The organism is Clostridium sp. (assembly GCF_047777555.1).
Lineage (GTDB): Bacteria > Bacillota > Clostridia > Clostridiales > Clostridiaceae > Clostridium_H.
The window spans coordinates 495,810-519,796 of record NZ_JBKEEV010000002.1 but is presented as its reverse complement, the minus strand read 5'-3'; the positions used below and the strand labels follow the sequence as shown (position 1 = coordinate 519,796).

Annotated in this window: 17 protein-coding genes, 6 tRNA genes, 3 rRNA genes, 1 pseudogene and 1 other annotated feature; of the genes and pseudogenes, 4 read left to right on the top strand and 23 right to left on the bottom strand. The window is 35.1% G+C overall.

What is annotated here, in order from left to right; translation table 11 throughout:
* Positions 1 to 119 precede the first annotated feature (119 nt).
* The 23 genes and pseudogenes from tnpA to dnaA form a co-directional block, all read right to left on the bottom strand.
* A pseudogene (gene tnpA, locus ACFWTK_RS05885) lies at positions 120 to 566 on the bottom strand (IS200/IS605 family transposase).
* 165 nt (positions 567 to 731) lie between these two features.
* Positions 732 to 808 (bottom strand) — tRNA-Arg (locus tag ACFWTK_RS05880).
* A 146-nt stretch (positions 809 to 954) separates the two neighbouring features.
* Positions 955 to 1,045: transfer RNA gene (locus ACFWTK_RS05875), tRNA-Ser, on the bottom strand.
* 37 nt (positions 1,046 to 1,082) lie between these two features.
* Positions 1,083 to 1,173 (bottom strand) — tRNA-Ser (locus tag ACFWTK_RS05870).
* A gap of 68 nt (positions 1,174 to 1,241) precedes the next feature.
* A tRNA-Ser gene (locus ACFWTK_RS05865) sits at positions 1,242 to 1,332 on the bottom strand.
* A 73-nt stretch (positions 1,333 to 1,405) separates the two neighbouring features.
* On the bottom strand, positions 1,406 to 2,686 hold the full coding sequence (gene serS / locus ACFWTK_RS05860) for a serine--tRNA ligase (RefSeq protein WP_415875135.1): 1,281 nt from the start codon (positions 2,684 to 2,686) through the stop codon (positions 1,406 to 1,408).
* 66 nt (positions 2,687 to 2,752) lie between these two features.
* Positions 2,753 to 2,946 (bottom strand) — a binding site (T-box leader).
* Between the two features lie 60 nt (positions 2,947 to 3,006).
* Positions 3,007 to 3,237: a DUF1667 domain-containing protein gene (locus ACFWTK_RS05855; RefSeq protein ID WP_415875134.1), complete on the bottom strand. Its 231-nt coding sequence runs from the start codon at positions 3,235 to 3,237 to the stop codon at positions 3,007 to 3,009.
* 49 nt (positions 3,238 to 3,286) lie between these two features.
* Positions 3,287 to 4,675, bottom strand: coding sequence for an NAD(P)/FAD-dependent oxidoreductase (locus tag ACFWTK_RS05850; protein ID WP_415875133.1), 1,389 nt, complete (start codon positions 4,673 to 4,675; stop codon positions 3,287 to 3,289).
* 160 nt (positions 4,676 to 4,835) lie between these two features.
* On the bottom strand, positions 4,836 to 5,348 hold the full coding sequence (locus ACFWTK_RS05845) for a transcription repressor NadR (RefSeq protein ID WP_415875132.1): 513 nt from the start codon (positions 5,346 to 5,348) through the stop codon (positions 4,836 to 4,838).
* A 13-nt stretch (positions 5,349 to 5,361) separates the two neighbouring features.
* Complete coding sequence (locus tag ACFWTK_RS05840) at positions 5,362 to 5,856, bottom strand: HDIG domain-containing metalloprotein (protein WP_415875131.1); 495 nt, start codon at positions 5,854 to 5,856, stop codon at positions 5,362 to 5,364.
* 95 nt (positions 5,857 to 5,951) lie between these two features.
* Positions 5,952 to 6,027: transfer RNA gene (locus ACFWTK_RS05835), tRNA-Ala, on the bottom strand.
* Between the two features lie 3 nt (positions 6,028 to 6,030).
* Positions 6,031 to 6,107, bottom strand: a tRNA-Ile gene (locus ACFWTK_RS05830).
* A 7-nt stretch (positions 6,108 to 6,114) separates the two neighbouring features.
* Positions 6,115 to 6,231, bottom strand: a 5S ribosomal RNA gene (gene rrf, locus ACFWTK_RS05825).
* Positions 6,232 to 6,347: 116 nt separating this feature from the next.
* Positions 6,348 to 9,251: ribosomal RNA gene (locus ACFWTK_RS05820) — 23S ribosomal RNA — on the bottom strand.
* Between the two features lie 217 nt (positions 9,252 to 9,468).
* A 16S ribosomal RNA gene (locus tag ACFWTK_RS05815) occupies positions 9,469 to 10,980 on the bottom strand.
* Together the 16S, 23S and 5S rRNA genes with 2 tRNA genes alongside form the textbook arrangement of a ribosomal RNA operon.
* A gap of 510 nt (positions 10,981 to 11,490) precedes the next feature.
* A protein-coding gene (locus tag ACFWTK_RS05810; protein ID WP_415875130.1) for an IS3 family transposase occupies positions 11,491 to 12,911 on the bottom strand; the annotation gives its coding sequence in 2 pieces (ribosomal slippage) (positions 11,491 to 12,425 and positions 12,425 to 12,911; 1,422 coding nt in all).
* 92 nt (positions 12,912 to 13,003) lie between these two features.
* Positions 13,004 to 15,565 carry a DNA gyrase subunit A gene (gene gyrA / locus ACFWTK_RS05805; protein ID WP_415875129.1) on the bottom strand — a complete coding sequence of 854 codons (2,562 nt, stop codon included), beginning with the start codon at positions 15,563 to 15,565 and terminating at the stop codon, positions 13,004 to 13,006.
* 20 nt (positions 15,566 to 15,585) lie between these two features.
* Positions 15,586 to 17,499, bottom strand: a complete 1,914-nt coding sequence (gene gyrB / locus ACFWTK_RS05800; RefSeq protein ID WP_415875128.1) for a DNA topoisomerase (ATP-hydrolyzing) subunit B — start codon at positions 17,497 to 17,499, stop codon at positions 15,586 to 15,588.
* 15 nt (positions 17,500 to 17,514) lie between these two features.
* A complete protein-coding gene (gene remB, locus ACFWTK_RS05795; protein ID WP_415875127.1) occupies positions 17,515 to 17,784 on the bottom strand; it encodes an extracellular matrix regulator RemB in 270 nt (89 codons plus the stop codon).
* Between the two features lie 22 nt (positions 17,785 to 17,806).
* Positions 17,807 to 18,889 (bottom strand): DNA replication/repair protein RecF, encoded by a 1,083-nt coding sequence (gene recF, locus ACFWTK_RS05790; protein WP_415875126.1) that lies wholly within the window; start codon positions 18,887 to 18,889, stop codon positions 17,807 to 17,809.
* A 46-nt stretch (positions 18,890 to 18,935) separates the two neighbouring features.
* Positions 18,936 to 19,142 carry a S4 domain-containing protein YaaA gene (yaaA, locus tag ACFWTK_RS05785; protein ID WP_415875125.1) on the bottom strand — a complete coding sequence of 69 codons (207 nt, stop codon included), beginning with the start codon at positions 19,140 to 19,142 and terminating at the stop codon, positions 18,936 to 18,938.
* Positions 19,143 to 19,177: 35 nt separating this feature from the next.
* Complete coding sequence (gene dnaN / locus ACFWTK_RS05780) at positions 19,178 to 20,281, bottom strand: DNA polymerase III subunit beta (RefSeq protein ID WP_415875124.1); 1,104 nt, start codon at positions 20,279 to 20,281, stop codon at positions 19,178 to 19,180.
* Positions 20,282 to 20,542: 261 nt separating this feature from the next.
* A complete protein-coding gene (gene dnaA, locus ACFWTK_RS05775) occupies positions 20,543 to 21,910 on the bottom strand; it encodes a chromosomal replication initiator protein DnaA (protein WP_415875123.1) in 1,368 nt (455 codons plus the stop codon).
* 556 nt (positions 21,911 to 22,466) lie between these two features.
* Here dnaA and rpmH point away from each other — a divergent pair.
* The 4 genes from rpmH to yidC are packed head-to-tail and all read left to right on the top strand — an operon-like array spanning position 22,467 to position 23,972.
* Positions 22,467 to 22,601, top strand: a complete 135-nt coding sequence (rpmH, locus tag ACFWTK_RS05770) for a 50S ribosomal protein L34 (protein WP_415875122.1) — start codon at positions 22,467 to 22,469, stop codon at positions 22,599 to 22,601.
* A 58-nt stretch (positions 22,602 to 22,659) separates the two neighbouring features.
* Complete coding sequence (gene rnpA, locus ACFWTK_RS05765; RefSeq protein ID WP_415875121.1) at positions 22,660 to 23,001, top strand: ribonuclease P protein component; 342 nt, start codon at positions 22,660 to 22,662, stop codon at positions 22,999 to 23,001.
* A complete protein-coding gene (gene yidD / locus ACFWTK_RS05760; protein WP_415875120.1) occupies positions 23,001 to 23,213 on the top strand; it encodes a membrane protein insertion efficiency factor YidD in 213 nt (70 codons plus the stop codon). Before rnpA ends, yidD begins: the two co-directional genes overlap by 1 nt.
* A 60-nt stretch (positions 23,214 to 23,273) precedes the next feature.
* Positions 23,274 to 23,972, top strand: a complete 699-nt coding sequence (yidC, locus tag ACFWTK_RS05755) for a membrane protein insertase YidC (protein ID WP_415875169.1) — start codon at positions 23,274 to 23,276, stop codon at positions 23,970 to 23,972.
* Positions 23,973 to 23,987 lie beyond the last annotated feature (15 nt).

Here is a 23,987-nt window from a genome sequence, read left to right as displayed (position 1 = left end):
TTATGATAAATAAATATCCACCAGCTAAGCTGGTGGTTTTTCTTAAGCCCTATAAGGGCAGCTTACTAGCATTGTACCTTAAGGCACATACAAAAATCTTGCCAGCCGCAATTTAACTATTATCTGATACCCTTAAAAGGGTCAATATATTCTTTAATACTTATTTGGTCAGCGATCATATCTTAATTTTGTTGACTTTTTATATATTCTTCTATTGCTTTTTTATTTTTCCTTACTGTATCAACATAGAATCCTCTACACCAAAAATGTCTGTTTCCATATTTATATTAAATTTGCAAACCTATCAAATATCATTAGACTACTTTTCCCTTTTAAAAAGCCTACAAATCCTGACACACTCATTTTAGGTCGTATTGATACTAGCATATGTATATGATCTTTACATGCATTGGCTTCTATTATTTCTACCACTTTCCATTCACGCAAAGTTCTCAGTATTTTCCCTATTTCTTTTCTCCATATGTTTCTTTCCTTCTATATTTAGACGCAAACACTATATGATATTTACATCTCCACTTTGTATGTGCTAAACTATTATTGTCCATTTCGGGCAATACCTCCTTTGATTTTAGATTGGCTGGCAAAACCATATCTATTCTATCAAAGTGAGGTATTTCTTTTCAACGCTTAAGCTTTTCTGAACACACCTGCATAGCAGGTGGTTTTATTTACAGTAAAAAACCTAGCAATCCTTAAGATTACTAGGTTTGTGGTGCGCGAGAGAGGATTCGAACCCCCGGCCAACTGGTTCGTAGCCAGCTACTCTATCCAACTGAGCTACTCGCGCATATATTGAATTATATCTATTTTAACATAGGAACTATAGAAAGTCAAACATTAGCTTTACTGCAGATCAGCTAATGCCATTATAGCTCCTATGTTACATAGGGATTAGACTCACTAAAAAGCACTCAATTTACATTGAGTGCATTATGGCGGAGAAAGAGGGATTTGAACCCTCGCGCCGGTTTCCCGACCTACGCCCTTAGCAGGGGCGCCTCTTCGGCCTCTTGAGTATTTCTCCATAGTCCTACAATTTACCTTTAAAATTAATAAATTCATGGCGGAGAGATAGGGATTCGAACCCTAGGTACGCTTTCACGTACGCCGGTTTTCAAGACCGGTGCCTTAAACCAACTCGACCATCTCTCCATGTGACACTTAAATATTATAATAAATAAACTTAAGTTTGTCAACATAAATTTTATTTATTTCATTAATGGCGGAGAGATAGGGATTCGAACCCTAGGTGCGCTTTCACGCACGCCGGTTTTCAAGACCGGTGCCTTAAACCAACTCGACCATCTCTCCATATCTTAGCGACGATATTTATTATAACAAGATACCGCCGCCTTGTCAACTTTTTTAATTATTATTTTTAAATTTATTTTATAACTTCTTCATTTCTCATATATGGTCTTAATGCTTCTGGAATTGTTACTGTTCCATCTGCATTTTGATAGTTTTCTAATATTGCTGCAACAGTTCTTCCTACTGCAACTCCAGAACCATTTAGAGTATGAATAAATTCTGGCTTAGATTTTGCATTTTCTTTATATCTTATGTTAGCACGCCTTGCTTGGAAATCTTCAAAGTTACTACAGCTTGATATTTCAACATATCTATTATAACTTGGCATCCATACTTCTATATCATATTTAAGTGCTGCAGTAAATCCTAAGTCTCCCTTACATATTCTAACCACTCTATAAGGTAATCCTAATCCTTGTAGAACTTCTTCAGCATCATGAGTTAATTTTTCTAACTCTTCATAAGATTGTTCTGGCTTTGTAAACTTAACAAGCTCAACTTTATTGAATTGATGTTGACGTATAAGTCCTCTAGTATCTCTTCCTGCAGATCCTGCTTCTGCTCTAAAGCATGCACTATATGCTACATGTTTTATTGGAAGCTCATCTCCATTTAATATTTCGTCTCTGTATAGATTTGTTACAGGAACCTCTGCAGTTGGAATTAAGAAGTATCCATTATTCTCAACCTTAAATGCATCCTCTTCAAATTTAGGAAGCTGACCTGTTCCTATCATACTATCTCTATTTACCATGTATGGTGGTAATATTTCAGTATATCCATGGTCTATTGTATGCATATCTAAGAAATAACTTATAATAGCTCTTTCAAGTCTTGCACCTAATCCTTTATATACTGTAAATCTTGAACCAGCTATCTTACCTGCTCTTTCAAAATCTAATATTCCTAAATCTACACCTATATCCCAGTGAGCCTTTGATTCAAAATCGAACTTTCTTGGCTCTCCCCATTTTCTAATTTCAACATTATCTTCATCTGTTTTTCCATCTGGTACGCTTGGATTTGGAATATTAGGTATTCTCAATAAAATATACTTTATTTTTTCATCTACTTCACTAAGCTCAACGTCATGTTCTTTAATCTTATCAGAAAGCTCTTTCATTTCAGCCATTACACCACTTACATCTTTACCTTCTTTTTTTAGCTTTCCAATCTGTGTTGATTCACTATTTCTTTTACTCTTTAATTGCTCAACCTCTACTAAAATTTGTCTTCTTCTTTCATCTAGCTCTACTAATTCATCTATTGATTTAGAATCAAACTCTTCTCCTCTACCTTCCATCAATCTTTTTATTTCTTCTGGATTATTTCTTATTCTTTTTAAATCTAACATTCGTGTTTCCTCCTAGTATTTTCTACATTTTTATATAAATAAAAAAGCCTTTTCTCCTACACTAAATGTAGGGACGAAAAGACTCCGCGTTGCCACCCTAATTGACCTAATGGTCCACTTATAAATTTAACGGATTTACCGTATTGTTCATCACAATCCCTATTCAGAGGCGGATTCACAAAACACATGGTATGGATTTTCACCAGCCATCCACTCTCTTTAACCACATATTATGTTACTATTCTCTTCAAAGGTTTAAATATTATTTTTTTAATTAATTATTAATTATAGTCATAATCCTACAATTTGTCAATAAATATTTAATTACATATAGTCTTAGTGCATATTATATCCACACCTGTATTCAATATATTTCTGCAAACAATATCTCCACTTTTTATAGGCGCACCTACATGAATCATGCTTATTGCTTTTGAACACTCTATTAACAAATTTTTATCTATTGGTGCACTACTTTTTACTGGAACTACCGCCTTTTTTGATCCTTTTATTCTTACAAGAGAAGTAAAAACCCTCTTAGAATCATCCATTACACTTACACCTTCCTAAATCAAATATTATCTAAATTTAATATATCACCTATATTTCATCAAATTCCTTTATCCTATTTAGTAATATCTTAGAGTTCTTTGAGTCTTTTACTATATCTGTCATTCTTTTATTTGTTTCCCTAGCTAAAATTGAAATTATTTTATTAGTGCACTGAGCACCCTTGCAGCTTCCTGCACATGCTCCAGTTCTTCTTTTTATTCCCTCTACAGTTCTAGCCCCTAAAGGCCTTCTAATAGCATCTAAAATTTCTCCTTCTGTTACTTTATTGCATGTGCACACTATTTTACCGTACCTCTTATCTAAACTAATAATTTTACTTCTCTCTTCATTTGTCATATCCCTAAATCTATATATTTCCCTTGGCTTATCATAAAAATCGCTTTTTAATTTGCACTTTAAATTACTTTCTACAGTCTCACGAACTATCTTAGCAATAGATGGTGCCATAGTAACCTCTGCAAAATTCTTGCCTGTAACTTTTATATATCCTTTATCTACTAAACTATCATCAATAGCTATAAAATCATCGTAGAATTCAGATTCATAAAAACTATTTATATCATCAGGAGTTAGGCCATGAATCAAAGAGCTTACTTTCTTATAACATTCTTCATAACTTATATCCTTCTTAGTTTTTACAGCAGCTATATAATTACCTTGCACAGTAGAATGTACATATACAACTTCATTATCTTCATTATAAGTAAATATTATATGATTGAAATTTCCTTTAAATTCTTTTTCAATTAGAAAATACTTTAAATATCCATTTTTATTATGACTTTCTTTAAAGCCATCTATATTATAGTCCTCTGGAGTCGTATTTATAACCATTCTACAAGTAAACTTATTTTTATTTGTAACTACCTTAAATCCCCTATTAATTTTATTTATATCCTCAACAATCTCTTCTAACTTAAATGATACTCCATTATCAAAGGCAATTTCTCCATATGATATACCTAAGTCATAAGGGCAAATTACACCTGTATTTTGAGAATATATAGCATTCTTCACATCCAAATTTAAATTTGGCTCTAAGTTATAAACATGTCTTCCTTCTAAAAGAGCTATATTAGAAGCACCTCTTTTAACTGCTCTTTCATACAATTTTTCAAGATGATTCTTTTGCTCTTCACTTTGAGCAATTATTATAGAATCACATTTCTTATAAGGTAAATTAAACTTATTAACCAAATCTTGTATTATATCATTCCCCATAAACTGAAGCTTAGACATAATATTATCTTCGCATTGAATTCCATCATGCGTTATAGCTGAATTAACTAATGTTACATCATCTACTATATCATAATCCCTCTCAATAAGTGCAATATTTAAACTATATTTTGATAGTTCATAGGCCACAGCACAGCCTATTAATCCCCCACCTAATATAAGCACATCATAATCCATAAATAAATCCTCCTATGTAGGCTTATAAATATAAAACTTAATAACCTTCCCAATACATTATAATCCTTTTTAATATAATTGCATATTATTTACCTTAAAAATAGGAGCATTTAACTTAAAATTATCATATCTCTAAACCTCTATTAAGAAACTTTATATTTTATTCAACAAGATATCGTTTACTCTTTAAGTCATCTATAATCTTCTCCATATCTGTTTCATTTTCTGTTTCTATAGTATGCAAATGTATTCCCCTTGTTAAGGACGATAAAGGTTTTGCTTGATAAGCTTCTATCTTCTTAACAAAATTTTGAACATCATAAAGAGTTTTAATCATTAACATAGCTTTAATTTCTCCATATAATGAATGTTCAACAACTACATCTTTGACAATTCCTCCATATTTAACAATAGTCTCTAATTCATCTCTTATTTCCTCTCGTCTATGATTTACTGCTATTATTCTTTCAACAGTGTTTTTTTCTTTTTTTGGAACTATGTACCCTTCTGGTGTAGCCATTATGTCAATTCCACTGGCTCTCAAAATAGCAATATCTTTAACTATTACTTGCCTAGTAACACCTAACTCTTCAGCAAGCTTCTGCCCCTTTTTAGGCTGCGCTGCACTATTTAAGACCTTTTTTATATACTCTCGTCTAGTCTTTGAATCCATATCATTCCACCCCCTAGCTCATAGAATCACATTTTATTAATACTTCCAGTTCTTTATCTTTTATTGATTTATTATGATGATTTCTAATCAAGTATAAAAACCTATCATTATAATCAAAATTTTTTAATATATTATATCCCTTATCTGGATGATTGTAATATATATCTACTTTTTTTAAGTTTTTAAATTCTTTTATCTTTCCTTTAGTTATCCTATCTAATACTACCAATATAGATTTATCTATTAAATTTAATTTACCTTCAATCTTGCCTATATCATGTAATAATGCAGCCTTTACAAGAAGATCATTGCTCATTTTTTTTTCTGAATAAATACGCTTTACTTCCTTAGCTGTTCTTATACAGTGAGCTTGATCATATACGGCTAATTTAATGAATAGATTTAATTCATCATTATTTAAATACTCTTTCACAAACTTTATATCTTCTAAACTTACTTTTGCAGTAATACCCCAAAGAAATTGCTTTATTCTATATGATGAATTCAAATTACATCCCTCTTTCTCTAATAATATAATAGCATATTATATTATTAGTTAACAAAAAAAAATAAAAAAATCAGCCTCATTCAAGACTGATTTTTTGGTGGAGATAAAGAGATTCGAACTCTTGACCCCCTGCGTGCAAGGCAGGTGCTCTCCCAGCTGAGCTATACCCCCATATGGTGGACCTTCAGGGACTCGAACCCCGGACCTACCGGTTATGAGCCGGTTGCTCTAACCAACTGAGCTAAAGATCCATATTTTACCCGGCGGCGACCTACTCTTCCACACCGTCTCCAGTGCAGTACCATCGGCGCTTTGAAGCTTAACCTTCGTGTTCGGTATGGGAACGGGTGTTACCTTCAAGCCATAACCACCAGATTTTTGAGAGATTGTTAACTTCTCGTTACATTTAATAATTATATCAGATTTTTTTAATCTGTCAACACTTTTTTTAAAGTTTTTTTATTCTCTCAAAATTGCACAGTGTACTTTATTTGATCAAGTCCTCGATCTATTAGTATCAGTCAGCTTAATACATTACTGCACTTACACCTCTGACCTATCAACCTGGTAGTCTTCCAGGGATCTTACTAGTTAAACTATGGGAAATCTAATCTTGAGGTGGGCTTCACGCTTAGATGCTTTCAGCGTTTATCCCTTCCCGACATAGCTACCCAGCTGTGCTCCTGGCGGAACAACTGGTGCACCAGAGGTCAGTCCATCCCGGTCCTCTCGTACTAAGGACAGCTCCTCTCAAATTTCCTACGCCCACGGCGGATAGGGACCGAACTGTCTCACGACGTTCTGAACCCAGCTCGCGTGCCGCTTTAATGGGCGAACAGCCCAACCCTTGGGACCGACTACAGCCCCAGGATGCGACGAGCCGACATCGAGGTGCCAAACCTCCCCGTCGATGTGGACTCTTGGGGGAGATCAGCCTGTTATCCCCGAGGTAGCTTTTATCCGTTGAGCGATGGCCCTTCCATACAGAACCACCGGATCACTAAGCCCGACTTTCGTCCCTGCTCCACCTGTATGTGTCGCAGTCAGGCTCCCTTCTGCCTTTGCACTCTACGCGCGATTTCCGACCGCGCTGAGGGAACCTTTGGGCGCCTCCGTTACCTTTTAGGAGGCGACCGCCCCAGTCAAACTGCCCACCTAACAATGTCCTGTGACCAGATTCATGGCCTCCAGTTAGAATTCCAGTACTGTCAGGGTGGTATCCCAAGGGCGACTCCATAGAGACTGACGTCCCTACTTCTAAGTCTCCCACCTATCCTGTACAGACAATACCGAAATTCAATGCTAAGCTACAGTAAAGCTCTACGGGGTCTTTCCGTCCAACCGCGGGTAGCAAGCATCTTCACTTGCACTACAATTTCACCGGATTTGCTGCCGAGACAGTGCCCAAATCATTACGCCATTCGTGCGGGTCGGAACTTACCCGACAAGGAATTTCGCTACCTTAGGACCGTTATAGTTACGGCCGCCGTTTACTGGGGCTTAAGTTCATAGCTTCGCTTGTGCTAACTATTCCCCTTAACCTTCCAGCACCGGGCAGGCGTCAGCCCCTATACATCAGCTTACGCTTTAGCAGAGACCTGTGTTTTTGATAAACAGTTGCTTGGGCCTTGTCACTGCGGCCTGCTCTCGCAGGCACCCCTTCTCGCGAACTTACGGGGTCAATTTGCCGAGTTCCTTAGCAGCAATTCTTCCGACGGCCTTAGGATTCTCTCCTCATCTACCTGTGTCGGTTTGCGGTACGGGCACCACTTTGCTCCATAGAGACTTTTCTTGGCAGCATGGAATCAGATACTTCGCCAAAATAGGCTCCCCATAACACCTCAGACTTCGCGTTGAGCGGATTTGCCTGCTCAACATCCTAAGTGCTTAGACGCACATCCAATAGTGCGCACATCCTATCCTTCTGCGTCATCCCATTTGTCAAACGCATTATGGTGGTACTGGAATATCAACCAGTTGTCCATCACCTACGCTTTTCAGCCTCGGCTTAGGTCCCGACTAACCCTGGGAGGACGAGCCTTCCCCAGGAAACCTTAGATATTCGGCCAACAGGATTCTCACCTGTTTCTCGCTACTTATGCCAGCATTCTCACTTCTATACTGTCCACCGCTCCTTACGGTACAGCTTCAACCTGTATAGAAAGCTCCTCTACCACGTGTCTTACGACACATCCATAGCTTCGGTGGTAAGTTTTAGCCCCGGACATCTTCGGCGCAGGATCTCTCGACTAGTGAGCTATTACGCACTCTTTAAATGAGTGGCTGCTTCTAAGCCAACATCCTAGTTGTCTTAGAAATCCCACATCCTTTACCACTTAACTTACACTTTGGGACCTTAGCTGATGGTCTGGGCTCTTTCCCTTTTGACCACGGATCTTATCATTCGCAGTCTGACTGCCGGGGTACAAGTATATGGCATTCGGAGTTTGATAGGGTTCAGTAACTGTTGTCAGCCCCTAGCCCATTCAGTGCTCTACCTCCACTACTTAATTACCCGACGCTAGCCCTAAAGCTATTTCGAGGAGAACCAGCTATCTCCGAGTTCGATTGGAATTTCTCCGCTATCCACAGCTCATCCCATGGTTTTTCAACACCAACGTGGTTCGGACCTCCACGAAATTTTACTTTCGCTTCATCCTGGCCATGGATAGGTCACCCGGTTTCGGGTCTACGATATGCAACTAGTTGCCCTATTCAGACTCGGTTTCCCTTCGGCTCCGCACTAGAGGTGCTTAACCTTGCTGCATATCGTAACTCGCTGGCCCGTTCTACAAAAAGTACGCGGTCACACATAAAAGTGCTCCCACCGATTGTAGGCACACGGTTTCAGGTTCTATTTCACTCCCCTCCCGGGGTTCTTTTCACCTTTCCCTCACGGTACTGCTTCACTATCGGTCACTAGGTAGTATTTAGCCTTGGGAGATGGTCCTCCCTGCTTCCCACAAGGTTTCACGTGTCTCGTGGTACTCTGGAGTAGATCTGCTTCTCTTTTCTTTTTGCCTACAGGGTTATTACCTTCTGTGACTGAACTTTCCAGTTCTATTCGGCTAAGAAAATCGAAGATTTATGATCTATCCTCAACCCCAGAAACAAAGTTCCTGGTTTGGGCTCTTCCCCGTTCGCTCGCCGCTACTTAGGGAATCGATTTTTCTTTCTCTTCCTCTGGGTACTTAGATGTTTCAGTTCCCCAGGTGTACCTCTATATGCCTATGTATTCAGCATATAGTACTCAGCGTTAGCTAAGTGGGTTTCCCCATTCGGAAATCTGCGGATCACAGATTATTTGCATCTACCCGCAGCTTATCGCAGCTTATCACGTCCTTCATCGGCTCCTAGTGCCAGGGCATCCACCGTGCGCCCTTTTTAACTTGATCGTCATTCGTATATTTTCATTCTTGGCTACTTAATGTTGTTTTGCTTTTGCAAAACTTTAAGTTTAATCAGCTTTACTTCTCATTGAAGTATTCTAGGTTTAATCTTTATATACACTGTGCAATTTTCAAAGAACAAATTTTGAAAGACCTTAGTCTCTCAAAATTAAACAGAATTAAGTATCCAGTCTATGAAAGCTTTGCTTTCATTTCTCCCTAGAAAGGAGGTGATCCAGCCGCAGGTTCTCCTACGGCTACCTTGTTACGACTTCACCCCAATCACCAATCCCACCTTCGGCCGCTGGCTCCATAAAGGTTACCTCACGGACTTCGGGTGTTACCGGCTCTCATGGTGTGACGGGCGGTGTGTACAAGACCCGGGAACGTATTCACCGCGACATGCTGATTCGCGATTACTAGCAACTCCAACTTCATGTAGGCGAGTTTCAGCCTACAATCCGAACTGGGACCGGCTTTTGAGTTTAGCTCCCCCTCACGGGATTGCATCTTGTTGTACCGGCCATTGTAGCACGTGTGTAGCCCTAGACATAAGGGGCATGATGATTTGACGTCATCCCCACCTTCCTCCACGTTAACCGCGGCAGTCTCGTTAGAGTGCTCAACTTAATGGTAGCAACTAACAATAAGGGTTGCGCTCGTTGCGGGACTTAACCCAACATCTCACGACACGAGCTGACGACAACCATGCACCACCTGTCTTCCTGCCCCGAAGGGCTTCCTCCGTTACGAGTAATTCAGGAGATGTCAAGTCTAGGTAAGGTTCTTCGCGTTGCTTCGAATTAAACCACATGCTCCGCTGCTTGTGCGGGTCCCCGTCAATTCCTTTGAGTTTTAATCTTGCGACCGTACTCCCCAGGCGGAATACTTATTGCGTTTGCTGCGGCACCGAAGGTGGTACCCTCCGACACCTAGTATTCATCGTTTACGGCGTGGACTACCAGGGTATCTAATCCTGTTTGCTCCCCACGCTTTCGTATCTCAGCGTCAGTTATGGTCCAGAAAGCCGCCTTCGCCACTGGTGTTCTTCCTAATCTCTACGCATTTCACCGCTACACTAGGAATTCCACTTTCCTCTCCCACACTCTAGATATCCAGTATCAAATGCAGCGCCCAGGTTAAGCCCGGGAATTTCACATCTGACTTAAATATCCGCCTACATACTCTTTACGCCCAGTAAATCCGGACAACGCTTGCCACCTACGTATTACCGCGGCTGCTGGCACGTAGTTAGCCGTGGCTTCCTCCTTAGGTACCGTCATTATCGTCCCTAAAGACAGAGCTTTACAATCCGAAGACCTTCATCGCTCACGCGGCGTTGCTGCGTCAGGGTTTCCCCCATTGCGCAATATTCCCCACTGCTGCCTCCCGTAGGAGTCTGGACCGTGTCTCAGTTCCAATGTGGCCGATCACCCTCTCAGGTCGGCTACGCATCGTCGCCTTGGTGAGCCCTTACCTCACCAACTAGCTAATGCGCCGCGGGCCCATCTTAGTGCGGATTACTCCTTTGATTATCCTATCATGCGGTAGAATAATGTTATGCGGTATTAATCTCCCTTTCGGGAGGCTATCCCCCTCACTAAGGCAGGTTGCCCACGTGTTACTCACCCGTCCGCCGCTAGAATCCCTCCCGAAGGAGTTCTTCTCGCTCGACTTGCATGTGTTAGGCACGCCGCCAGCGTTCGTCCTGAGCCAGGATCAAACTCTCAATTTAAAAGATTACTAGAAATCTTCGATTTCGTGTAAGCTTTTACTCCTCAGCTCTGCTGAGTGAGTTTCCTTAGCTCTACTCATAAGTTATTGACTGGCATTTATTTACCTTAATTCTGTTTAATTTTCAAAGACCAATTTACTTTCGCTGTCATCTGACAGCTTACTCAGTATATCACTCTGAGACTTTCTTGTCAACACTCTTTTTTAAACTTTTTTTAACTAAGAATTAAAATTTAAGAATTAAGAATGTTTTACTTTTCGCCGTCTCTCGCGACGACAAGAAATATCTTATCAGACAAGCCTTTTATATGTAATTTTATTTTATGCTATATGTATATATTATATTTATTTATCTAGCTATTTCTTCTATTTTCTAACTTATTTATATATTGATACTCGTGGCATTGTGTATTTTACTTTTAAGTATAATAAAAAGACTAAACTTCTTGCTGATGTGACCCCAATAAGTTAGACTTTATTTAGCGAGACAACTTCGGCTGCCTCGCTAATTTTATGCAGCCAAGAGATTGAGTCGGTATTGTACAGGACTCATCCATCCTAGTTTTTCTTTGATTCTTTGTTCGTTATAATACTTTATGTAACATTCGATTTTATCTTTTAATTCTTCATAACTATAATATACCACACCATAGTATATCTCTTGTTTTAATAAGCCAAAGAAGTTCTCCATCACTGAATTATCAAGACAGTTACCTTTTCTTGACATACTCTGGAAGATCCGTTCTTCTTTTAGACGATGCGAGTAAGCTTTCATTTGATAAGCCCAACCTTGATCTGAGTGAAAAGTTCTTCGGTAAGGACAATCGGATGTTACTTCAATAGCTTTATCAAGAGCATTCATTACATTATTTGCAGAGGGATGCTTATCAATGCCATAACTTATGATTTCACCATTGCACATATCCATAAATGGATCCAAGTATAGCTTGTGCATTGTCATATGTCCTTTGGAATCAACCTCATAGTATTTAAACTCTGTAGTATCAGTTGTTATCTTCTGATGTGGGATATGAGTATTGAAACGTCTGCGAATTCTGTTAGGTGCAACTGTTCCAACTTTCCCCTTATATGAGCTATACTTACGACTTTTCCTAGTAAAAGACATAACTTGGAGACCAAGTTTTTGCATAATTCTTTGGACTTTCTTCTTGTTTACTATATATCCCTGATTTCTGAGTTCTCCATACATACGACGATATCCGTAATCCTTATTATTCTGATGAATATCCAATATTTTGTCCTCTAGCTCTTTATCTGGATTTTCTCTATCAAATCTTTTCTGCCAATACATATATGTTGCTTTTGGAAAACCTACAACTGCGAGAATGTCTTTTAGTTTGAACTCTCCTCGGAGGCTGTGGATGATTCTCGCTGTTTTTTCAGAAGAGCTTCCTCCTCTAAACGCAGCCTCCTCAGTTCTTTTAAATAAGCATTCTCTATACGTAGCTTTAACAATTCATCTTCAAGATGTTTCACATGCTCAGCACTAGTGTCTATAGGAGTTGTATTAATAGGCTGAGATTTATGTTTATTGCTTTGCTTATCAAACACGTTCTTCCGACCTCTTTTCCTGGGTCTCAAAGCATCTGGACCAGCAATCTGAAAATCATTCACCCATTTACAAATCTGTGCAGGATTATGAATTCCTTCTCGAATAGCTAATTCTTGATATGAAACCTCACTTGTTAGATATAATTCTACAACACTAAGCTTATATTCAAAAGAGTATTTTTCTTGTTTTCTAGATCGCATCAAACCTTCGTCACCTTGTGATTTGTAATTATCGACCCATTTTTTTATATTGCTTGGGGCGGAAACACCGTATTTCTGGGCTAAATAAAGTTTTCCACCTTCTCCATTTAGATAAGCCATCACAAGCTTTTTCTTAAATTCAAAAGTATATTTGGACATAAAACAACTGACCTCCAATCGTTAGATTTTTAGGTCTAACTTTTGGGGGTCAGTACATGCTTAATAGCAGTTTAGTCTTTTTATTAATTTACTTAATTATAATCATCATCTATAGTATCATCTTCTATATTTATATCATCATCGATATCATCTTCATCTATATCAATATTTTCATAATCCTCTTCTACATCAACTTCTTCTTTGCGGCTACAAGTATCACTTGTATCATCATCTTCAGTAATATTAATTTTAGCCATAGCTACGATTTTTTCCTCATCTGTAGTCTTCATTAAAGTTACACCCATAGCATTTCTGCTTGTAGTAGATATGTCAGACACATTAATTCTAATAGCTATTCCGCTATTATTTATTAGCATAATTTCTTCATCATCAGACACTAGTCTTGCTCCTACTACGTTTCCTGTCTTTTCAGATATCTTATAGGTTATAACTCCTTTTCCACCTCTTTTTTGAAGTGAATATTCTTCTATATGAGTTCTCTTACCATATCCATTTTCACTCACAACTAGAAGTTCTCCATCCTTTTGAGCTATCTCCATACCTACAACAGCATCGCCTTCTCTTAGAGTTATTGCTTTAACACCTGATGCCATCCTTCCCATAGGTCTTACATCTTTTTCATCAAATCTTATAGCATAACCATCTTTAGTAACATATATAATCTGGCAATCCCCGGTTGTAATTCTTACCCCTATAAGCTCATCATCTTCTCTTAGATTTATAGCATTTAATCCATTTTTTCTAATTGAAGCATATTTATCAAGAGAAGTTTTCTTTATAAGCCCATTCTTAGTAGCCATGATAAGATAGCTATCTTCATTAAATTCATTTAAGTACAAAACAGCTTGAATTTTTTCATTTGGGCTTAAAGGTATTAAATTTACTAGGTTCATTCCCTTAGCAGTTCTTCCTGCTTCTGGTATCTGATACGCCTTTAGTTGGTATGCTTTACCTAGGTTTGTAAAGAAAATAATATTGCTGTGAGTTGATGTAGTTATTATATGCTCTACAAAGTCATCTTCCTTTGTAGACATAGCCTGTATTCCTCTGCCTCCACGTTTTTGAGCGCTGTAAGTTTCTATTGGCAATCTCTTTATATAGCCGGCATGAGTTAAAGTTATTACTACATCCTTATCTTCTATCAAATCTTCATCATCTATATCATCACTATTGCTAGATACAATCTCACTTCTTCTCTCATCGCCATATTTAATCTTAATTTCATTTAACTCATCTTTAATTATCTTTAATACTAAGGACTCATCTTGTAATATTTGTTCTAAATACTTTATAAGTTCCATTAAGTTATTATATTCTTCTTCTATCTTTTCCCTTTCAAGACCAGTAAGTCTTTGAAGTTTCATATCCAATATAGCTTGAGCTTGCTTTTCTGAAAGATTAAATTGGACAATAAGACCTTCTCTTGCCTCATTAGGAGTCTTAGAACTACGAATAAGGTCTATAACCTCATCAATATGGTCTAAAGCTATTCTTAATCCTTCTAAAATGTGAGCTCTTGCTAATGCTTTATTTAAATCAAATTGAGTTCTTCTTCTTATAACCTCTTCTTGGAATTCTAAATAATGCTTTAATATTTGTTTTAGATTTAGAACCTGAGGTTCTCCATTTACTAAAGCCAGCATTATTATTCCAAAACTATCCTGCATCTTTGTATGTTTATATAGCTGATTTAAAACTATATTGGCATTTGTGTCTCTTTTTAATTCAATAACTATTCTCATACCTTCTCTATCTGATTCATCTCTAAGGTCTGAGATTCCGTTTATTTTTTTATCTTTAACTAGAGCAGCTATGCTCTCAATAAGCTTTGCTTTATTTACTTGGTATGGTATCTCAGTAACTATGATTCTTTGTCTTCCCTTATGCTCCTCAATAGTAGCTCTTGCTCTAACAGTTATCTTTCCACGACCTGTTTCGTATGCCTTTCTTATTCCTGATTTACCTACAATAAGTCCGTAAGTTGGAAAATCTGGTCCCTTAATTTGAGTCATTAGTTCATCTATTGTAACATCTGGATTATCAATCAGCATACCTATTCCATTTATAACCTCAGTTAAGTTATGTGGTGGAATATTAGTAGCCATACCTACAGCTATACCAGCTGAACCATTTACAAGCAGATTAGGAAATCTTGATGGAAGAACTGTTGGCTCCTGTTCTTCTCCATCAAAGTTAGGCATAAAATCCACGGTTTCCTTGTTTATATCTCTTAACATCTCAGCTGTTATCTTCTGCATTCTGGCTTCTGTATACCTCATAGCAGCAGCGCCATCTCCATCTACAGAACCAAAGTTACCATGACCATCTACTAATGTATACCTGATAGAAAAGTCTTGTGCTAATCTAACTAATGCATCATATACAGCTGAATCTCCATGAGGATGGTACTTACCAAGAACATCCCCGACAATTCTTGCACATTTTCTGTATGGTTTATCTGGTGTTAATCCTAATTCATGCATAGAATAAAGTATTCTTCTATGAACAGGTTTCAAACCATCTCTTACATCAGGAAGTGCACGACCAACAATAACACTCATAGCGTAATCTATATAACTTTTTTTCATCTCTTGACTTATGTCTACTGGTAAAACATTACCTTGGTTGTTCATTTCAACACCTCTTCATTACCTTATATATCTAAGTTAACAACTTTCTTAGCATTTTCCTGTATGAATTCACGTCTAGGCTCTACTTTATCTCCCATTAGGATAGTAAAGATTTCATCTGCTACCATTGCATCTTCTATTGTAACTTGAAGCAATGTTCTTTTTTCCGGATCCATGGTAGTTTCCCATAATTGTTCCGCATTCATTTCCCCAAGACCTTTATATCTTTGAATATCAGTATTTTTATCTTTTCCGCCCATTTCTGTTAATATATTCTGAAGCTCATCATCAGAATAAGCATATCTCAATTCTTTTCCCCTTTGTATTCTATATAAAGGTGGTTGAGCTATATATACATGGCCCTTTTCCACTAATTCTTTCATGTATCTATAGAAGAAGGTTAATAAAAGAGTTCTTATATGAGCTCCATCTACATCGGCATCGGTCATTATTATTATTCTATCGTACCTTATTTTTTCTATATCAAAATCTTCTCCTATTCCCGCACCAAATGCTGTTATCATAGCCTTTATTGTATCAGAAGCTAATATTCTATCTAATCTCTGCTTTTCTATATTTAATATTTTACCTCTAAGTGGTAAAATAGCCTGAAATCTTCTATCTCTTCCTTGCTTTGCAGATCCACCCGCAGAATCTCCCTCTACGATATATATTTCACATTCCTTTGGATCCTTAGATGAGCAATCAGCAAGTTTACCTGGTAAAGTTGTACTTTCTAGTACACTCTTTCTTCTAGTAAGCTCTCTAGCCCTTTTAGCAGCTTCTCTCGCTCTTGCTGCAGTTAGTGCCTTTTCCATAATAACTTTAGCAACAGCTGGATTTTCTTCTAAAAATGTATTTACAGTCTCTGTTACTATAGAATCAACTATACCTCTTACTTCAGTATTTCCAAGCTTAGTCTTTGTTTGCCCTTCAAATTGAGGTTCAGTAAGTTTTACTGATATTACTGCAGTAAGCCCTTCTCTTGTATCTTCTCCTGATAAGTTCTTATCACTTTCTTTTAAATACCCATATCTTCTAGCATAATCATTTAAAACTCTAGTTAAAGCAGCTTTAAATCCTGCTAAGTGAGTTCCCCCTTCAACTGTATCGATATTATTTGCAAAAGAAAATATATTTTCGTTATATGTGTCATTATACTGAAGAGCTACCTCAACAATATAATCATCCTTTTTTCCCTCTACATATATAGGTTCTGGATGAAGTTTTTCTTTATTTCTATTCAAGTAAGCTACAAAGGACTTAATTCCACCTTCATAATGGAACTCATCTTGCTTTACTTCTTCTCCTCTTTCATCAGTTAAGGTTATTCTTATACCTTTGTTTAAAAAGGCTAATTCTCTTAATCTTTGTGATAATGTATCATAATCAAATTCTATTTCCTCAAATATCTTATCATCTGGTTTGAAATGTACCGTTGTACCATGACCATTATCATCACCAATAATATCAAGGCCAGTTATAGCCTTACCTCTCTCGTATTTCTGCTGCCATATATGGCCTTCTCTTTTTACTTCTACTGTGCAATATTCAGATAGAGCGTTAACAACTGATGCTCCAACTCCGTGGAGACCTCCTGATACCTTATATCCTCCTCCACCGAATTTACCGCCAGCATGGAGAACAGTCATTATAACTTCTACAGTTGGTTTATGCATCTTTGGATGCATACCTACTGGCATACCTCTTCCGTCATCTTCAACAGTTATAGAATTGCCTTTATGTATATATATTTTTATATTTCTACAGAATCCCGCTAAAGCTTCATCTATGCTATTATCTACTATCTCATAAACTAAATGATGAAGCCCTCTAAGACCTGTACTTCCAATGTACATTCCTGGTCTTTTTCTAACAGCTTCTAGACCTTCAAGTACTTGTATTTGTGATTCATCATAAACTTGTTTGTTTTCCATGAATGCCCTCCTATCTTACTCTTTAGGTTCATAGAATATATTTTGAGTTCTTTTAGTTAAAGTGGAAGAAGAAATAGGTGACAAATAAATTTTGCTCTTTTTATCCACTTCCGCAAGAATGAAAGACTTTGGTGCATCTTTAGTTATTCTTTCTACAAACCCATCTTCTTCAGCCATTCTTAAAAATTGAATAGTATCTGTACTATACATGGTAGTCTCTATGTCGAATATCCCTATTATATCCTTTAATGGAACTACTACATTTTCTCCTAAATGCAAAAACATAAATATCCTCCTTAAGTGACTCTTACTTAATCGTTCCATTGTTAACCGTAAAAACTTTTACGTCACTTTCCAAATAATTTTTAATATCAATTATTCCCGTACCCGTTATTATAGTCTGAACTTTTTTTATTGAATTTAAAATATATCTTTGTCTTTTGAAATCTAGTTCCGAAAGAACATCATCCAGAAGAAGAATAGGATATTCTCCACTTTGCTCTTTCACTATCTCCAGTGACGCAAACTTAATAGATAATACGGCAGTTCTTTGTTGTCCTTGAGAGCCAAATTTTCTTGTATCTATATCATTTATAGTTATCGTGAAATCATCTCTATGTGGACCTAAAGTTGTTATACCTTTTTCAAAATCTTTTTCTGCATTTTCTCTTAATAGATTAAAAAGTTCTTTTTCAATGTTATCATAATTTTTTATTGATGTACTATATTTAAAATTAATATTTTCACTTTCTGAAGTTATTTTTTTATGAATTTCTTTTGCTTTTTCATTCAACTTTTGTATATATTTAATTCGCTCGTTTATTATAAAACCGCCATAACTGCTTAGCTGCCTATCATATATTTCAATTATATTTTTATCCTTATTCCACTTTCGTAAAACGGTATTTCTTTCATTTAAGACCTTATTATATTGTACTAGACTATAATAATATCTCTTATTAAGCTTGCTTAATTCGATATCTATAAATCTTCTTCTATATGAGGGAGCTTCTTTAACTATCTTTAAGTCTTCAGGAGAAAACATAACTACATTACATATCCCTATAAGATCTGAAATTGTATTTAGTTTTATTGAATTAACTCTTATGCCCTTTTTTCCCTCTTTAAAAATCTTTATATCTATTTTTTTATCTAGTCTTTTCTTTGAAACATATATACTAACATAAGCTTCTTTAGCTCCCCACTTTATTAACTCTTTATCTTTATTGGTTCTATGTGATTTACCAAGGCTGCAGTAATATATGCTTTCAAGTATATTTGTTTTTCCTTGAGCATTATCTCCTATGAAAACATTCACCCCGCTGCTTAAGTTTAAAAATAAGTTTTCATAGTTTCTAAAATTTATTAAATTTAAACTTTTAATGTACATAAAAACACCTATCGTATAATTATAACATAACATTATAACTTATTTTCTAAATAATTTTATATGTTTCTCCACTAAATTCCACTATATCACCTTTAAATAATTTTTTTCCTCTTCTTAATTCTTCTTCACCGTTTACTTTAACTTCTCCATTTTGAATATAGAATTTTGCTTCTGAACCTAGTGAAACTATCCCCGCCCACTTTAAAAAAGAGTCTAACTTAATAAAATCCGTTTCTATTTTAACTTCTTTCATATTTTGGTCCTCCAACTAACTTTTATTTGGCCTTGTTAACTTCTTAACAGTCTTACTGGTAACACTAGATATGTGTATCCATTATTTTCTTTACTTTTGATTACACATGGACTTACACTACTGTCGAATTCCATGACTAACTCTTCATCTTCTAGTATTTTCAAGACATCTATAAGATATTTTGAATTAAATGCAATTTCTAACTCTTCGCCTTGCAAAATTATGTTTAATTCTTCTCTTACCTTTCCCAATTGAGAATTAGATGTAATTATAAGTGTGTCATCCTTTATATCAAATTTTACCAAATTAGTATTACCCTCTTTGCCCATTAAAGAAGCTCTTTCTATACAATTTAACAATTCAACTCTCTTAGCAGTTACTTTTAGCTTATAATCTTCAGGAATTATAGAGTTATACTTTATGAACTCACCTTCTAATAATCTTGATATAATCTTAGTTTGACCTAAATTGAATAAAATGTGATTAGGTGTAAAAGTTATATTTACATTTTCATCATCTTCACCTAATATTTTTGACACTTCATTAAATGTTTTTCCAGGTATGACTGCGCTTATTGTATTTTCATTATCTATATTATTTCCTCTTAAAGCTAACCTATAGCCATCCAATGCAACTAAATTAAGTTTTTTATCTTTAACTTCAAAAAGTATACCAGTTAAGATAGGTCTAGTTTCATCTTGAGCTGTTGCAAATATGGTGCCTTTTATCATACTTTTCAATGTTTTTTGAGGAATACTGAATATTATATTTTCATTTATTTTTGGCAAACTTGGAAATTCCTCAGGATCCATGTGGACAAGGTCAAACTTAGATTTTTCACAGATTATCTCTATTGAATTATTTTCTATAGTACTTATATTAACAGAACTATTAGGAAGCTTTCTAATTATTTCACCAAATATTTTTGAGTCAACTGCAGTGGTACCTTCTTCTTCAACATCAGCTTCTATCTTAGTTTCTATACTTAAATCAATATCAGATCCTATCAAAGTTAAGGTATTTTCTTTTGCTGATATGTATAAAGATTGTAGTATTGGCATTGGTGATTTTCCAGTTACAGCTTTCTGAGATATGGATATAGCTTCTTGTAATTTATTTTTTGAGCAAGTGAACTTCATTGAGTATACCTCCTTTTTATTAACAGTAAGTTTTTTATATAAAAAGATTAGATAATATATTAATAAAATATAGTAGTAATAGTAATAGAACTTGTGAATATGTGGATAAGTATTTCAACCCAAGAAGAATAGGAAAAAAATAAGGCAAAAATTATTGTGGATAATTTAAAAGAAACCTTTTGGTTTTATCCACAATAAAATAGTAAAAAATATATTTCAATTTTATCCACAGTGATTTATACATAATATTATAAACAATTGTTAGTTGTTATTAATTTTTTTAGTTAAATCATTAATAACGCTTCTTAAAGATTCGTCCTTCTTTAAATTAGTAGATATTTTTTCATAAGCGTGTATTACTGTAGTATGGTCTCTTCCACCAAATTCTTCACCTATTTTAGGGAGAGACATATCAGTTAATTTTCTACTTAGGTACATAGCTATCTGTCTTGGAAAAGCTATGTTACGTGTTCTTCTTGAAGATTTTAAATCTTCGATTTTTAAATTAAAATAATTTGAAACTACATCTTGAATAAGATCTATAGTTACTTGTTTATTTTCTTCATTGGATATTATATCTTTTAAGGCTTCAGCTGCTAGTTCAACACTAATTTCTCTATTAGTTAAGGAAGAATAAGCGACTATTCTTATCAACGCTCCCTCAAGTTCTCTAATATTAGATTTTATCTTTGTAGCAATATACACCATAACCTCATTAGGTATGTTTAGATTTTCTACATCCGCTTTCTTCTTTAATATTGCTATTCTTGTTTCAAAGTCAGGAGCTTGAATATCAGCAATTAGTCCCCACTCAAATCTTGAACGCAATCTATCTTCTAATGTAGGAATTTCTTTTGGAGGCCTATCACTAGAGAGAATGATTTGCTTATCAGCTTCATAAAGAGTATTAAATGTATGGAAAAATTCTTCCTGAGTACGTTCTTTACCAGCTATAAATTGGCTGTCGTCTATTAATAAAACATCTACATTTCTATATTTATTTCTAAATTCCTCGTTTTTATCGTCTTTTATAGAGTTTATAAGTTCATTAGTAAATTTTTCAGATGAAACATAAACTACCTTTGCCTTTGGATTGTTCTGCAATATATAATGACCAATAGCATGCATTAGGTGAGTCTTGCCAAGACCAACTCCTCCATATATAAATAGTGGATTATAAGCCTTAGCTGGAGCTTCAGCAACTGCTAGGGAAGCAGCATGAGCAAATCTATTACTATTGCCTATTACAAAAGAATCAAAAGTATATTTTGGATTTAACATAGAAGACATTTCATCACTAACAACTATATTGCTTTTTTTTGCCTTATTACTCTTGGAAGTGTTGTTAGTACTGGCTTTGTCATCGCTAAGTTTATCTTCTGATGAGATTAAAAAATCAATATTATATTTTTTAGAAGTTATAAGTTTAATAGCATTAACAATTAGATCCTTGTACCTACTTTCAAGAATGCCCCGAGTAAAGTCGTTAGGAACTTGTAATTTTATTGTAGTTTGTTCTAAAGATATAGGAACTATACTTTTTATCCAAGTATTAAAACTTACTTCGGTAAGTTCACCTTTTATTATATTTAAGGTTTTATCCCAAAGTTGGTTTAATTGGGCATCCATTTTTTATCCTCCAGTCTATATAAAAATTATTTTTTTTATAATAAAATAATTATGTATAGTATACTAACAGCAAATAAACATATTATAAACAAGATATAAACTGTTATTATAGGTTGTTGACAAATATAAAAAAAAATATTCACATGTGTATAATAATGTTAGTAAAATTACATTCAAATTAGTTATTAACATATGATAGAAATATGTATTAACATCTTATAGTTTGAATAAAATTAAGAAAATAAGTCAAAAATAAAAAATAAGTTGCAGAGTTTAAGCGATATGACACAAGTTATGCACAAAATTGTCCACAGCCTGTGAATAACTTTATAAATATATAAATTATCAACAGCCTAACAATAATAATAGCAAAAGAATACATACTGTTCAAGAACTTATCCACAAAAAAGGATTAATAAATAAAAAAATATCAACAACCTACCATAATCTTGACAATAACAGGTGATATATATATAATTGAATGGTAAAACTACTTTATAGTTGAAATAATTTGTTTAATATAAAGTGCCACGGTACATAAAGGGGGTGTATATATATGAAGATGACATACCAACCAAAAAAGAGACAGAGAAAAAAGGAACATGGTTTCAGAAAGAGAATGAAGAGCTTATCTGGAAGAAACGTTCTTAGAAGAAGAAGACAAAAAGGAAGAAAAAGATTGACAGCATAAGATAAGGCCGCAGTGGTGGCCTTTTTCTGCAATTAGCAGAAAAAAAGGAGCACTTGCAATGAAAAAAAAGTACAAAATAAGAAAAAATGTAGAGTTTAGAAGAGTATATAGAAGAGGAAAATCATACTCTAATTCTTTATTAGTGTTGTATGTATTTAGGAATAACATGAATTTAGATACTACCAGAGTAGGCATATCTGTTAGCAAGAAGGTAGGAAATAGTGTAGTTAGAAGCAGAGTTAAGAGATTAATTAGTGAAAGCTATAGATTGAATCGAGAAAATTTGAAAAATGGATATGATTTAGTTTTTGTTGCGAGGAATGCTATAAAAGGAAAACGTTACGATGAAGTAGAAAGTTCAGTTATAAATCTGTTAAAAAGGGCAGGTCTATATAATTAATGTTGAAAATAATATTTATTAATGTAATAAAATTTTATAGAAGGTATGTATCCCCTTTAAAAAAGCCCAGCTGCAGGTTTTATCCAACTTGTTCTCAGTATGCCATAGAAGCTATTGAAAGATATGGAGCTTTTAAAGGTGGTATAATGGCTATAAAAAGAATATTAAAATGCCATCCATTTAATCCGGGTGGATATGATCCTGTTAAATAGTTTGGAGGAGGTTTTTGCTTGGATATCTTTTTTATGAATTATGGATTATTGGCTTTAAAAATCAATTGGTTAAATAATGCGTTAGTACAATTTTTCGGTATAATACATAATGGGGTTCACAGTATTGTAGGTAATCCTAATATTTCTTATGGTTTAACTATAATTATAGTTACACTTATAATAAGATTATTATTATTTCCATTAAACTATAAGCAAATTAGGTCTCAAGTTAAGATGAATGAAATACAACCTGAAATGAAGAAATTACAAGAAAAGTATAAAAACGATCCACAAAGACAACAACAAGAAATTATGAAGCTTTATAAGGAGAATAACGTTAATCCTTTAGGTGGGTGCCTTCCACTTTTATTGCAGTGGCCTATACTTATAGCTTTATATTATGTATTTAATAATTTAGGCTTAATTGAGCCAAATATAGCTAATGTAACTTTTATGGGTCTTAAACTAATGGGAACTGCAACATCAAATCCAGGAACATGGATATTGCCAATACTTTCAGGAGTATTAACATATCTTTCTACTGCAGTCATGACACCTGCTGGTACTGGAGATAATGCTCAAGCAAAACAGACAAGAAATATGAGCATAGGAATGTCAATTTTTATAACATATATGAGTTTTAGATTTACTTCAGCGTTAGTATTATATTGGGTAACAAATAGCTTATTCCAGATAGGTCAGACTTTAATTATGAGAGCTATGGAAAATAAAAAAACAGCAAAAGAAGGTTTGAAATAAATAAAAGTATATAAT

Excerpts from the sequence above, each read along its gene's own strand:
- rpmH (WP_415875122.1), top strand. The coding sequence starts at position 22,467 with ATGAAGATGACATACCAACCAAAAAAGAGACAGAGAAAAAAGGAACAT.
- yidD (WP_415875120.1), top strand. The coding sequence starts at position 23,001 with ATGTTGAAAATAATATTTATTAATGTAATAAAATTTTATAGAAGGTAT.
- ACFWTK_RS05845 (WP_415875132.1), bottom strand. The coding sequence starts at position 5,348 with ATGGATTCAAAGACTAGACGAGAGTATATAAAAAAGGTCTTAAATAGT.
- remB (WP_415875127.1), bottom strand. The coding sequence starts at position 17,784 with ATGTTTTTGCATTTAGGAGAAAATGTAGTAGTTCCATTAAAGGATATA.
- dnaN (WP_415875124.1), bottom strand. The coding sequence starts at position 20,281 with ATGAAGTTCACTTGCTCAAAAAATAAATTACAAGAAGCTATATCCATA.
- gyrB (WP_415875128.1), bottom strand. The coding sequence starts at position 17,499 with ATGGAAAACAAACAAGTTTATGATGAATCACAAATACAAGTACTTGAA.
- ACFWTK_RS05855 (WP_415875134.1), bottom strand. The coding sequence starts at position 3,237 with ATGGATGATTCTAAGAGGGTTTTTACTTCTCTTGTAAGAATAAAAGGA.
- gyrA (WP_415875129.1), bottom strand. The coding sequence starts at position 15,565 with ATGAACAACCAAGGTAATGTTTTACCAGTAGACATAAGTCAAGAGATG.
- serS (WP_415875135.1), bottom strand. The coding sequence starts at position 2,686 with ATGTTAGATTTAAAAAGAATAAGAAATAATCCAGAAGAAATAAAAAGA.
- recF (WP_415875126.1), bottom strand. The coding sequence starts at position 18,889 with ATGTACATTAAAAGTTTAAATTTAATAAATTTTAGAAACTATGAAAAC.
- ACFWTK_RS05850 (WP_415875133.1), bottom strand. The coding sequence starts at position 4,675 with ATGGATTATGATGTGCTTATATTAGGTGGGGGATTAATAGGCTGTGCT.
- rnpA (WP_415875121.1), top strand. The coding sequence starts at position 22,660 with ATGAAAAAAAAGTACAAAATAAGAAAAAATGTAGAGTTTAGAAGAGTA.
- dnaA (WP_415875123.1), bottom strand. The coding sequence starts at position 21,910 with ATGGATGCCCAATTAAACCAACTTTGGGATAAAACCTTAAATATAATA.
- yaaA (WP_415875125.1), bottom strand. The coding sequence starts at position 19,142 with ATGAAAGAAGTTAAAATAGAAACGGATTTTATTAAGTTAGACTCTTTT.